Genomic DNA, 13324 nt, shown 5'->3' with positions numbered 1-13324 from the left:
TACTCAGGGAACGATTGAAGCTGGCCGGAAGGCTGCCGCAAGGTAGCCATCCGGCCAGCTTTTTGTTTCCTGCCGAACTTTGCTTCCTGCTTGCAAAACTGTGCCGCCCCGCGTGGATGCGCAGAATTGAAGAACATTCCTCCTACAGTGACCCTATGAACGATCAGCAGCGCTCGACACCGCAGCCCTTTGATGACGGACCCCGTTCGACCGTCGACCCGCATTTGCTGCCTGCCGTGAACCGAACGCAACGCGCGCAGGCAGAGGACCCTGCCCCGATGCCCGAGGCTTCCCTAGTCGCCGACACCACAGACACTGGTGACACAGGTGACCTCAGCGAGGCCGCCGACACCGGCGACGCAGGGCATGCCAACGACACAGTGCAAGCCAGCGACACGCGCGACACGATCGACCCCAGCGAATTCATTGCCGAAGAACAGGATGCTGGCGAACCGTCGCCAGTAACCGAGGAGTCAGCGTCGACGCCGTCCTTCGAAGCGGAAACCGAATCGGTGACGGGGGAGGCCGCCCCCGAAATCGCGACCGACGACACCCCTATTGAAGAGGCAGACGTGACCCTGACTACCGAACCCGGCAGTGCATCCGAGCCAGGCCGTGTATCTGAGCCCGGCAGTGCATCCGAACCCAGCAATGCATCCAACCGCGCCGACTCGAACGACGCTGCCGACGTGGGGAGCCCAGCCGCAGCCACCCTGGCGACTGACACTGCGGCTCCCGAAACCGCGGCAGTTCCCGAAGCTGCTGCGAGCGAATCGACCGTGAGCGAATCGACGGGCCGCAGCCGCCTCGACGAGGCCCTCGAGCGTTCGCGCACGATTCCGTATGAGGCACCGGTACCTCCGGCCGCCGAGGAAGAGGATGCTGCCTCGGTCGAAACCGCCGTGGTCGACACCGAGCTGGTCGAGGCTACCGAGACGGAGACACACGAGAGCACTGACGCGATCAGTGACGCGGATGCGCTTGCCGAGGAGGAACGCCGTCGCGATGACGAAGCCTTCGAAGACGCAATGCTGGGAACGGCATCCACCGAGGGACTGATCGTACCGCCCACCAAGCGCGGCAACCGTACCTTCGCACTCGTCCTCGCGGTAATCACGACGATCGTTTTTGCGGCGCTCTACGCGTTCGCGTTCTCGACGGCACGCTTTATCTTCACCCCGGGTGCCGATATCCTCGGCGACGCATGGGCCTTTGCGGGGACCGCGGCCTTCTACGTGCCGGTTGCGGTCTTTGCCGTGGTCATGATCCTTTGGTCAGTGATTTCGAACCGCGCCGGCTGGTGGTCCTACATTCTCGCCAGCGTGCTGCTCGCATTCCTCGCGTTCGGCGGCCACTATGTCGGTATCGCGGCGCAAGACGTCATCAACGGCGGGGCATGGTCGAACCAAGCGCTCTTCGACGCGATTCGCGGTGCGGAAAACCTCCCCGGTGCGCTGATTGCCTTCATTGCGGCGCGGGAGTCAGCGAACTGGGTCGGCGGACTGATCGCAGCTCGCGGTCGACGCGTCATCAAGCTCAACCAGCGGGACCAGGCCGACTATGAACGTCGTGTGGCGGAAGAACGCGAACTCAGCGCCATCACGAGCCCCGCCTCGCTGGAATCGAACTAGCCATGACTACCGGGCCGCAACTTCGCGCATCCTTCGACCTGCCGAATACCTGGGAGGACTTCGAATGGGAAGGCACGATCGGGGGCGCACGACACCGGGTCGCAACCCAGGGTTTCACCCCGAATATCTTGGTAACCCTCGATAAATGGCCCGATCATGTCTCGGGTGAGACGGCCATCCAAATCGTCTCCCAGCAGCTGAAGACGGCCGGCGCGAGAGTGCTCACGACGAGTGACCTCGGGGGAGAGCCCCCGCAAGTGGAACTCACGAGTGAAGCCAAGGATGCGAATGGGCTACTCGTGCGCACTCGCTATCGATTACAGTTGCTTGAGGTTGCGGCGGACACCCTCGTGGTGACGTCGATTGCCACGTATCTCAAAGTGCAGGAACGCGCGATTCGAGAAGATCTGGATCGCATCCTCGATTCCCTGACACTGCGAACCCATACTGAAAACTAGGGCAGAAACACGGGATGCGAGCCGTCTGACGGACCGTCCCGGGCGTGTCGCAGGTTGCCCGGAGCTTGACCGTATTTTGCTATATGGGTAAGCTGGTTCGGTACATCATTTATCGGCGTGCCTGAAACGCGCGCGGTCATCGCTCTCGTGCGAGTCTGCGTGAGCCGGAGCTACGGGGAAAATTCCGAAGCCGCGGGCGTTACCGACTCTGCGAAACACATCCTGGATGTGGTTCTTGAGTTCTGAGTGAAGGTACCTGCCGTTGCTGCAACAGCAGCACTGCGAAAGCAAACAACAATCCAAGGAGATCAAACAAGTGCCAACGATTCAGCAGTTGGTCCGCAAGGGCCGCAAGCCCAAGGTGTCGGGCTCCAAGTCGCCTGCCCTTAAGGCAAACCCGCAGCAGCGCGGTGTCTGCACCCGTGTTTACACCACCACCCCCAAGAAGCCGAACTCGGCTCTGCGCAAGGTTGCTCGCGTGAAGCTGTCGAACGGCACTGAGGTCACCGCCTACATCCCGGGTGAGGGTCACAACCTGCAGGAGCACTCGATGGTGCTCGTTCGCGGCGGTCGTGTGAAGGACCTCCCCGGTGTTCGTTACCACATCGTTCGTGGCGCACTGGACACCCAGGCTGTCAAGGACCGCAAGCAGGCCCGTAGCCACTACGGTGCGAAGAAGGAGAAGTAATGCCTCGTAAGGGCCCAGCACCCAAGCGCCCGATCGTAACCGACCCGGTTTACGGTTCGCCGGTCGTTACGCAGCTCATCAACAAGGTTCTCGTTGACGGCAAGAAGTCGCAGGCCGAGCGCATCGTTTACGGTGCCCTCGAGGCTGTTGCCGCGAAGAACGGCGAAGACGCAGTCGCGACCCTCAAGAAGGCGCTCGACAATGTTCGCCCGACGCTCGAGGTTCGCTCGCGTCGTGTTGGTGGTTCGACCTACCAGGTTCCCGTAGAGGTAAAGCCGGTTCGTGCGAACACCCTCGCACTGCGTTGGCTGACCAGCTACGCACAGGCTCGTCGTGAGAAGACGATGACCGAGCGTCTCACCAACGAGATCCTCGATGCATCGAACGGTCTTGGCGCAGCTGTCAAGCGTCGCGAAGACATGCACAAGATGGCCGAATCCAACAAGGCCTTCGCACACTACCGCTGGTAGTAAACGAACCGGTCAACACGATGCTGTATTAATGCGTGTTGGCCGGTCGGTTCGTTACATCGATCGCATCCCTCAACCAGATCTACTTACGGGAGATAATCCGTGGCACAGGACGTGCAAACTAACCTTAAAAAGGTTCGCAACATCGGCATCATGGCCCACATTGATGCTGGTAAGACCACTACTACCGAGCGCATCCTGTTCTACACGGGCGTCAACCACAAGATTGGTGAGAGCCACGACGGTGCGGCCACCATGGACTGGATGGCTCAGGAGCAGGAACGTGGTATCACCATTACCTCAGCTGCTACCACTTGCTTCTGGAACGACACCCAGATCAACATCATCGACACCCCGGGTCACGTTGACTTCACGGTTGAGGTTGAGCGTTCGTTGCGCGTGCTCGACGGCGCCGTCGCGGTGTTCGACGGTAAGGAAGGTGTTGAGCCGCAGTCGGAGACGGTGTGGCGTCAGGCTGACAAGTACAACGTTCCGCGTATCTGCTTCATCAACAAGATGGACAAGCTCGGCGCGGACTTCTACTACTCGGTAGGCACCATCAAAGACCGCCTCGGCATCAAGCCGCTGGTGGTCCAGCTGCCGATCGGTGTTGAGAACGAATTCGTCGGCGTTGTCGACCTCATCAAGATGGAAGCGCTGACCTGGCGCGGTGATGCCAAGGGCGTCGTTGCTCCCGGTGCAGACGCTGTCGTTGAGGAGATCCCGGCCGACCTCAAGGAACGCGCTGAGGAATACCGCGCGGAGCTCATTGAGGCCGTTGCTGAAGCAAACGAAGAGCTCCTCGAGAAGTACCTCGGTGGCGAAGAGCTCACCGAAGACGAGATCTACGCTGGTATCCGCGAGCTGACGATCAACACCGAGGCGTTCCCCGTCATGTGCGGTACCGCGTTCAAGAACCGTGGTATCCAGCCCATGCTCGACAACGTCGTTCGATTCCTGCCTTCGCCGCTGGACGTTCCCCCGATGATCGGTCACGACGTCAAGGACGAAGAGATCGAGATCATTCGCGAGCCCAAGGTGGATGCACCGTTCTCGGCTCTCGCATTCAAGGTCGCGGTTCACCCGTTCTACGGTCGTCTCACCTACATCCGCGTGTACTCGGGCCACGTTGAGGCGGGCACCCAGGTGCTCAACTCCACCAAGGGCAAGAAGGAGCGCATCGGTAAGCTCTTCCAGATGCACTCCAACAAGGAGAACCCGGTTGAGTCGGTTAGCGCTGGCCACATCTACGCTGCGATCGGTCTGAAGGACACCACGACTGGCGACACCCTCTCCGCGATCGACCAGCCGGTTGTGCTCGAGTCGATGACCTTCCCGGAGCCGGTGATCTCGGTTGCCATCGAGCCAAACTCGAAGGCTGACCAGGAGAAGCTCGGTACCGCGATCCAGAAGCTTGCCGAAGAGGACCCGACCTTCCGTGTCGAGCTCAACCAGGAGACTGGCCAGACCACGATCTCCGGTATGGGTGAGCTGCACCTCGACGTTCTTGTTGACCGCATGAAGCGCGAATTCAAGGTTGAAGCAACCATCGGTAAGCCGCAGGTTGCGTACCGCGAGACGATTCGCCGCACGGTCGAGAAGTACGACTACACGCACAAGAAGCAGACCGGTGGTTCTGGTCAGTTCGCGAAGGTCCAGATCAAGCTCGAGCCGATGGCGGTTGAGGGCGAGAAGATCTACGAGTTCGAGAACGCCGTAACCGGTGGTCGCGTTCCGCGTGAATACATTCCTTCCGTTGACGCAGGTATCCAGGATGCTATGCGCGTCGGTGTGCTGGCCGGCTACCCGCTGGTTGGCGTGAAGGCTACCCTCCTTGATGGTCAGTACCACGATGTTGACTCGTCTGAAATGGCGTTCAAGATCGCCGGTTCTATGGCCTTCCGGGAAGCTGCTCCCAAGGCGAGCCCGGCACTGCTCGAACCTCTCGCGAAGGTTGAGGTGCGCACGCCTGAGGAGTACATGGGTGATGTCATCGGTGACCTGAACTCGCGTCGTGGTCAGATCCAGGCAATGGAAGACGCCTCGGGCGTCAAGCTGGTTCGCGCGCTCGTTCCGATGTCCGAGATGTTCGGCTACATCGGTGACCTTCGCAGCAAGACCTCGGGTCGCGCTGTGTACTCGATGGAGTTTGACTCCTACGCGGAGGTCCCGAAGGCAGTTGCCGACGAGATCATCCAGAAGAGCAAGGGCGAGTAAGCTTTAGCTCGACCACCCGGAGGTTCACCCTTGAATCGCCAGGTAACATAATCATCTGCCCAAATTTCCAAGACTTGCTTCACGCTCAAGCGTGGGGTGAATCCAAGAAACTGTCCTGAGGAGGACCATAGTGGCCAAGGCCAAGTTCGAGCGGACCAAGCCGCACGTAAACATCGGAACGATCGGTCACGTTGACCACGGTAAGACGACGCTCTCCGCAGCGATCTCGAAGGTGCTTGCTGACAAGTACCCTTCGGACACCAACGTCCAGCGTGACTTCAGCACCATCGACTCGGCTCCGGAAGAGCGCCAGCGTGGTATCACGATCAACATCTCGCACATCGAGTACGAGACCCCGAAGCGTCACTACGCACACGTTGACGCCCCGGGTCACGCTGACTACGTGAAGAACATGATCACCGGCGCTGCTCAGATGGACGGCGCGATCCTCGTGGTTGCCGCTACTGACGGCCCGATGGCGCAGACCCGTGAGCACGTTCTGCTCGCGAAGCAGGTGGGTGTTCCCTACCTCCTCGCAGCACTGAACAAGTCGGACATGGTTGACGACGAAGAGATCCTTGAGCTCGTCGAGCTCGAGGTTCAGGAGCTCCTTGCTTCGCAGGGCTTCGACGAGGAGGCACCGATTGTTCGCGTGTCGGCTCTGAAGGCTCTCGAGGGTGAAGAGAAGTGGGTTCAGTCGATCCTCGACCTCATGGAAGCTGTCGACGAGAAGATTCCGGACCCCGTCCGTGACCGTGACCAGCCGTTCCTCATGCCGATTGAGGACGTCTTCACCATCACCGGTCGTGGCACCGTGGTGACCGGTCGTGCCGAGCGCGGTACCCTCGCGATCAACTCGGACGTCGAGATCGTTGGTATCCGTCCCACCCAGAAGACCACCGTTACCGGTATCGAGATGTTCCACAAGCAGCTCGACGAGGCATGGGCCGGCGAGAACTGTGGTCTGCTGCTTCGCGGTCTCAAGCGTGAAGACGTAGAGCGCGGCCAGGTTGTTGTTGAGCCGGGTACCACCACCCCGCACACCAACTTCGAGGGCACCGCATACATCCTCTCGAAGGATGAGGGTGGCCGCCACAACCCGTTCTACACGAACTACCGCCCGCAGTTCTACTTCCGTACCACGGACGTGACCGGCGTTATCTCCCTGCCTGAGGGCAAGGAAATGGTTATGCCTGGTGACACTGTTGACATGTCGGTCGAGCTCATCCAGCCGATCGCTATGGAAGAGGGCCTCGGCTTCGCTATCCGTGAGGGTGGCCGCACCGTTGGCGCTGGTACCGTTACCAAGATCATCAAGTAACGTCCCTGTTCCCTGAGTCGCGACTTTAGGTTGCGTTTCTAGAGGGAACAACCAAAAGGGGGCCGAGCAGCTTTGCTGCTCGGCCCCCTTTTGGCGTTTCCGGAACCTAGAAGATTTTGGTGCCGAACCTAGAAGAAAAATATAGACGGCCTATTAAGAAGGAGTCATGAAGCTATATAAACTCGCGAATTTCCGATTCGAAGAATTCAAGGAAAGGTCAAAAGCGTTGTTAGTTAATCGTGATTGATAAAACAAATTGTGGCTCAAGATTAATGAATGTTGTTGATTTAGGAACCAGATTTGACTTTCCGTGCTTGGCGGGTGTAAAAGTCGCGTGTTGAGGAGTGTTGCATGAGGATGCAAGGCGGTGGCGAGAGTCGTGTTGAGTGCGCTGGTGGTCCATATTTGGTGTCGACCGGCATCCAAACGGTGGCTAAGTTTGCTATTTGTGCGGAAAGCTACAAGAAAAGCGATAACGGCTAACTAACAGGCAAATCGCATCGTATGCTCATGCATGTGTCGGGTTGATAACGGCCGCTAAGCCTCTAGTTTCGAGTTTTCGGAACCATGGCTGGTCCGAATTAGCTAAAAAGCAGGCCACTACCCAGGCATTATTTGTCGTGTCTTTTTAGTGCAGGAGAGCCGATATGCCCGTTACGTTCAGACGCTGGTACAGGCCGTTTGCGGCCGCAGCGGCGTTAGTTCTTGCGTCATCTATTGCGATCCCAGCGACAGCACTGGCTGCTGAAGAAGAAGCAGACTCGCCGACTGAGGCACCGTCCAACACTCAGGATGCTGACACGCAGGGTACCGAAGTGCCAGCGGAGCAAGACTCCGAGTCTCTGGACACGGACGACGCGTCCGGAACAAGTGAAACGCCAAACGAGAAGTCCTTAGAAGACGATACGGAAGATGAAGCCGCGACAATCGTTCCTTTCGTGGTGGGACCTGAACAGGTGAATCCTCCGTATCTCTATTGGGATGTACGAAACAGCAGCGGCAATGCACTCGTAGGTGGGGCCACCGTCACGCTCCAAGGTCCTCGACAGAGCAACCAGAACTGGGGAACTGAGTACGAGGTCGTGGATAACATCGGCCAACCGGGTTACAGCGGGCTCGACGCTGATCCTGATCCAGGCGAGTTCCTCGTTTCAAGGTCTGAGGTCGCGGCAATTACCGGTACGAACAGCCGTTGGCGGGTACAAATTGCAAGCGCACCGTTCGGGTACTCGGCGGCATCGAGTGGCTGGAACCAGATGTCTTCGAACAACAGCTGGAGCAACCAGACCTATGACTTCGGAAATCTGAACCTCACGTTCAACGGCGGAACGACCGGCAAATACACCCCCGTTTGCCAACCCGGGTACGTATACAGCATCGGTGGTGCGAACGGGCAGATCCGTCAGACGGTTAGTGGAGGAAGCACAACCTACACACAAATCGACCTCGGCGACCAGAATGATTACAACGCACTTGGTATCGGTGCAGACGGAAGCACCATCTTCGCAGTCGAGCGTGATGGCGGTGGCCAAAACAATGCAGTACGAGTGATCCAATATGATCCGGATACTGGCACTTATGTCACCGGCGACTGGACAAGTGTGCAAGTCAATGGTGCTTCAACGGGGATCATCGCTGGTGCCGTAGATCTGAGTACTGGCAACTATCTCTACGGCGGTTACGCCGCGGTCACTAGCGGCGGCGGAAACAATCAAACGACTACGGTCTATTTCCGGCTTTGGGAGTTCAATCCGACGACTCAGCAAGTTACGTTCAAGGGGCAGTACAACACCGGCCAAAATGCGACCGGTAACGGAGACATGGCCTTTGATGCTGCCGGAAACCTGTACGTAATTTGGAACCAGAACAATAGTTCGAACGTGGCTATCGCTACAGTTACTGCTGCAAACCTTGCGGCAGCGAATGGGGGAAACATTCCGGTAAGCCTCGGTACGACCCTGAGCCTCTCTGGAGATACGCCCGCATCTGTCAACGGACTTGCGTTTGATGGGGACGGAACGGTGTATCTGGGTTCCGGAACCACGATCTACCACTACGATCCATCTACTTGGCAGCCGGTTGCTCCTAACACCACAACAATTACTGGTGGCGGGAGTACCGACCTCGCGAGCTGCAATTCGCCCGCAACCATCCAGGTCCTGAAAGACATTGACGGTGGAAGGGTAGACGTTTCGGATCAGTTCCTGATGACGTTGACCACCGGCAGTACCACGGTTGGCACCGCAACGACTACCGGGGATGCACCGGGAGTTCAAGAAGTTGGCGTTGGGCCGTTCCCGGCAGTTGCTGGACACATCTATTCGTTCACAGAAGCCATGGCGAGTGGTTCAGCGTCCACACTTGCTGATTACCAGACCTCATGGGTCTGCACGGACGGGAGCACGAACCTAAGTTCCGGCACGGGAACAAGTGGATCGGTGACCATCCCACAAGTATCGGGAGTTGCAGTAGTCTGCACGATCACCAATAAGCCGCTTGTTGCGCACGTCGTCATAGATAAGACGGTGCTCGACGTAGACGGTGAGAACCCAGAACCGGGGGTCGGGTGGACAGTTGGTGCTGCGGCAACTGCAACGACTGGATCCATCACTGTCAGCCCGACTGGATCTACGCTGACGACGAATGATAGTGGCGAAGCTACTTGGAAGATTCGGTTCAATAACACTGGCGGCAGCGCCAGCGTTGCGATCTCTGAAACGCAGAAGCCCAGCTATGAGTTCGTGTCTGCCCAGTGTGTGGTCACTGCGCCAAACGGTACGACCTCCACGGTGGAGCTTGAAGACGAAACCGGCGACACGCTTACCGGGATTACGCCTGGCACTCGAGTCGAATGTGGCTTCGTCAACAAATTGCAGTCGACAAGCCTTCAACTCATCAAGGACTTCAATATCCAATATGGAGCTGAAGAAAACACCGAGGACTGGACGCTAACTGCAAAGCCGAGCACCGGTGACACCCTCGAATTTGAGAGTGGCGAAACCCAGGAAGTTGCGGCTGGTGACTACACGATCGACGAGTTCTTCAGCGGTGACGACACAGCAGTTGCCGAAGGCTATGAGCTGGAAAACATCGTCTGTGTCCTAACTGTTGGTACCGAAACCACTGACCTGGAGATCGACGAGAATAACGTCATCACGCTTGCAGATGGAGACAACGCAAGTTGTACTCTCACGAATGCCGACAAACCGGGTTCAGTCGTCTGGTCGAAGATTGACAACGGTGACCCAGGTGCTCTGCTTGCAGGCTCGGAATGGACCCTGACTGGCCCTGGCATCGAAGAAAACAGCCCGGCTCTCATCATTGACTGCACCGAGGCGACCTGCGAAGTAGGCGCGTTCAAGGATCAGGATGCGGTTGCCGGTCAGTTCAACCTCACGAACCTGAGTTGGGGTACCTACACACTCACTGAGTCGAAGGCTCCGGCTGGCTACGCGCTGGATGCGACACCAATCGAGTTCAGAGTCGGTGCGGGTGAAGGGCTCAGCCTGAATTGGGTGATTGACCCGATCACGAACACTTCGATCGATGGCCCAGAGCTACCACTTACCGGTGGCATCGGGCGTGACGCCTTCATCATCGCTGGACTCGTCGTCCTCGGCCTAGGGGCCGCAGCGGCAACGTTCATCCAGATCCGTCGCAGGCGAGGAGAAAGCGCCTAGATGACAGCCAAAACTTCAACTCCAGATCAACCATCCTTATCCATCCCATCAATTCGGCACTACGCCGATGAACACATCGAAAACACCTCCTCATGGTCCCGGCGTATGGGCCGAGAATTGAAAGGAACAAGGCAAAAATGACCAGCAAGAAAAAAACAATCCGACGGCTTGCCGCGGGTGTTGGCGCACTGGCCCTCGGGCTCACAGGCGTCACGGCGTTTGCAACGGCAGCATCAGCCGCAGTAGATGTAGGACCGGACCAGCCCGGTGCCCCGACTAGCGGTACCCTGACGATCAACAAGTACTCGGGTGGTCACACGGCAAATCCCAACCCTGAGAACCTACTCGATGGCGTTGAATTCACGGTGACGCAGGTAGGCCGCATCTCCACCACAGACCCCACAGTTTGTGAAGCCATCGACCTCACTGACGCAGCAGATTGGGATGGCCTAAGCGGTCTCTTCGCGTCGGCTCCATCGACTCCCGCTGCCCCATTCTGTCTCACGGACGTCGCTCAGGACGACGTAACTGGTACTAATGGCCAGGTTGTTTTCAATCTTGACGTGGGCATCTACTTCGTTCAGGAAACCGACCCCGGCGAGCACCCGATCGTATCGCCAGTACCGGACTTCTACGTCTCCATCCCGACCTCGGTTGGTAACGATGGCACAGGGTGGAACTACGACGTGGTCGCTGACCCGAAGAACCAGCTCCAGGAAGAGCCCACCAAGACCATCGAAGAAGACCAAGAAGAACTTGTCGTTGGCAGCACCGTTGAATGGACGCTTGATGTTCCCATTCCAACGTTGAACAACGACGAAACTTTCAATGAGGCCATCATCACTGATGTTCTCGACTCTCGCTTGGAGTACGTAGCGGACTCGACGGTCATGACTATCGGCGGAACTGACCTGACCCAGGGAACCCACTACACAGTTTCCGACAACTTGGTGTGGACATTCACTGAAGCTGGGCGTGCAATCCTCGACGCGAACATGGGTGGGACGCTGAACATCGTCTTCGACACCAAGGTTCTTGAGGTTGGCGATGGAACCATCCCGAACGATGACTACGAGAGCCAGTTCAACGGGACTCCAACTCCGGGAACTGTTGTCCCCTACACCTACTGGGGTGAACTGCTCATCAACAAGAAAGACGATAAGGGCACCACACTTGCAGGGGCTGAGTTCCAGGTGTTCGAGGCTTCCGCAGCCGGAACTTGCGCAGATGACGCTCCTGCAACAGGTGCCATCGCAACAGGTACCTCGAACGCGGCCGGCGTTGTTCAATGGGAGGGTGCAACGCCCGCAAGCCCGCTCGGCCTGTGGGTCGCGAACTCCAATGGACCGCTTAGTGACCCATTCAAGGTCTACTGCGTATACGAGACCGTTGTACCGGCGGGCCACACGGCAGTGGACTTTGAGAACGCAGTGACGATTCGCCCAGGCACTTCCAACCTCGTGACGCTGAACGTTGTCAACGCACGAACTGATGGTCCTGAGCTCCCGCTGACTGGTGCGCAGGGTACTCTCGCACTGACCATTGTTGGTCTCCTGCTGGTCTCGGCGGGTACTGGTGCGATTCTCTGGCAGCGTCACCGACGCAACCAGGCAGCGTAGTCTGATCCTGATCAGCATCGTCTGAATACATCTGGCGGCGGTACCTTCGGGTACCGCCGCCAGACCTATCTCAACGGAATCAAAGGACGGCTCTACGGTGAACCAAGCTGGTGACGCATCCACCCAGAAGCGAATCAAGAAACGGTGGAGATTTCCTTGGACACAAGGCATTGCTGCCCTGTGCATCCTTGTGGGTACTTGTGTATTTCTTTACCCTCAAGTCGCCGCTTGGTTCTCACAGCGAGAACAGTCCCTAGTGACGTCGCTCGCAATGGAAGCAATGGACCGACCACCGAATTCCGATGAAACTTTTCGTGCCGAAGAAATGGCTAAAGCGCGTCAATACAATGATGAACTTGCCAGTGGCGCGGTTTACGCAGCCAACGCAAATATAGCTGTCGGTCAGGAGACTGCGACCACTGATGGTGTTGCATATGACGACCTGCTCAACACCTCCGGTGAGGGGTTTATGGGGCGGCTGCTTTATGAAGATTTGGCAATTGACTTACCGATCTATCACGGCACGAGTGATGAGATTCTTGAGCACGGTGTTGGCCACCTCGAAGGTACGTCTCTTCCTGTGGGAGGTGTTGGTACTCGTTCCGTTCTGACGGCCCACCGAGGTTTACCTTCTGCGACGCTGTTTACCAACCTTGATAAAGCTGAAATGGGCGACACATTTACGGTATCTGTGCTCGACGAGGTGCTCACGTATAAAGTCGTTGAGATTCAGGTGATCAAGCCAGAAGAGACTCAAGAGATCGTCGCGGATCCCGATCGGGATCTGATCACATTGGTGACGTGTACACCCTTGGGTATCAACTCGCACCGCATTCTTGTAACTGCTGAACGAATTACGCCGACTCCGATCGGCGACATCGAATCGGCAGCGGCAGAACCCAATCTCCCCGGATTCCCCTGGTGGACTGTGGTTTTGGGAACCGTATTGGTGCTTTTCGTGGTTTACATCTGGCGCTCTGGATACCAGGCGCCTCCCGCAAAGAAATCAAAATGGAACGCAACGAATGACGGCCCCACGGATGATTCCAAGGGCGAAATTCCTCAGAAAGTTGGAGTCTGAAAGAAAAGTGAATCCGGGGCTATCGAAACGCTCTAGTGTCGCGTTTCTGAAGTTCGTTGAGGGTTGGCTTTCGCGAGTACCTGTTCCGGAGTTTTCGTCCACACGAATGGGTGCTTGCGATCGTTCCAGCCAGTAATGAATTGACGGATCTTTGCATTC

At 57.5% G+C, this 13324-nt stretch carries 10 protein-coding genes; all 10 read left to right on the top strand.

The features are described 5' to 3' along the window. Window positions 1-155 precede the first annotated feature (155 nt). The 10 genes from F8O05_RS00050 to F8O05_RS00010 all read left to right on the top strand — a co-directional run bounded on the left by F8O05_RS00050 (window position 156) and on the right by F8O05_RS00010 (window position 13165). Window positions 156-1631 carry a hypothetical protein gene (locus F8O05_RS00050; protein WP_158050673.1) on the top strand — a complete coding sequence of 492 codons (1476 nt, stop codon included), beginning with the start codon at window positions 156-158 and terminating at the stop codon, window positions 1629-1631. Between the two features lie 2 nt (window positions 1632-1633). Further along, entirely contained in the window at window positions 1634-2089 is a 456-nt protein-coding gene (locus F8O05_RS00045; RefSeq protein ID WP_158050671.1) for a hypothetical protein, read from the top strand. 117 nt (window positions 2090-2206) lie between these two features. Beyond that, window positions 2207-2335 carry a hypothetical protein gene (locus F8O05_RS15135; protein WP_263970261.1) on the top strand — a complete coding sequence of 43 codons (129 nt, stop codon included), beginning with the start codon at window positions 2207-2209 and terminating at the stop codon, window positions 2333-2335. Window positions 2336-2405: 70 nt separating this feature from the next. Continuing rightward, window positions 2406-2777 (top strand): 30S ribosomal protein S12, encoded by a 372-nt coding sequence (gene rpsL, locus F8O05_RS00040; RefSeq protein WP_026937634.1) that lies wholly within the window; start codon window positions 2406-2408, stop codon window positions 2775-2777. Next, window positions 2777-3247 carry a 30S ribosomal protein S7 gene (gene rpsG, locus F8O05_RS00035; protein ID WP_026937633.1) on the top strand — a complete coding sequence of 157 codons (471 nt, stop codon included), beginning with the start codon at window positions 2777-2779 and terminating at the stop codon, window positions 3245-3247. The genes rpsL and rpsG overlap by 1 nt, the downstream gene beginning before the upstream one ends. A 102-nt stretch (window positions 3248-3349) precedes the next feature. Next, window positions 3350-5464, top strand: a complete 2115-nt coding sequence (gene fusA, locus F8O05_RS00030; RefSeq protein ID WP_158050669.1) for an elongation factor G — start codon at window positions 3350-3352, stop codon at window positions 5462-5464. 130 nt (window positions 5465-5594) lie between these two features. After that, window positions 5595-6785, top strand: a complete 1191-nt coding sequence (gene tuf, locus F8O05_RS00025; RefSeq protein ID WP_158050667.1) for an elongation factor Tu — start codon at window positions 5595-5597, stop codon at window positions 6783-6785. A 647-nt stretch (window positions 6786-7432) separates the two neighbouring features. After that, window positions 7433-10465 carry an LPXTG cell wall anchor domain-containing protein gene (locus tag F8O05_RS00020; RefSeq protein ID WP_158050665.1) on the top strand — a complete coding sequence of 1011 codons (3033 nt, stop codon included), beginning with the start codon at window positions 7433-7435 and terminating at the stop codon, window positions 10463-10465. A 137-nt stretch (window positions 10466-10602) separates the two neighbouring features. Beyond that, a complete protein-coding gene (locus F8O05_RS00015) occupies window positions 10603-12084 on the top strand; it encodes a SpaH/EbpB family LPXTG-anchored major pilin (RefSeq protein WP_192496957.1) in 1482 nt (493 codons plus the stop codon). A 97-nt stretch (window positions 12085-12181) separates the two neighbouring features. Continuing rightward, window positions 12182-13165, top strand: a complete 984-nt coding sequence (locus F8O05_RS00010) for a class C sortase (protein WP_225735647.1) — start codon at window positions 12182-12184, stop codon at window positions 13163-13165. Window positions 13166-13324: the final 159 nt, after the last annotated feature.

The sequence above is a fragment of the Gulosibacter chungangensis genome (assembly GCF_008831155.1).
GTDB lineage: Bacteria > Actinomycetota > Actinomycetes > Actinomycetales > Microbacteriaceae > Gulosibacter > Gulosibacter chungangensis.
The sequence above is the reverse complement of the archived record's forward strand: the minus strand, read 5'-3'. Positions and strand labels throughout refer to the sequence as shown.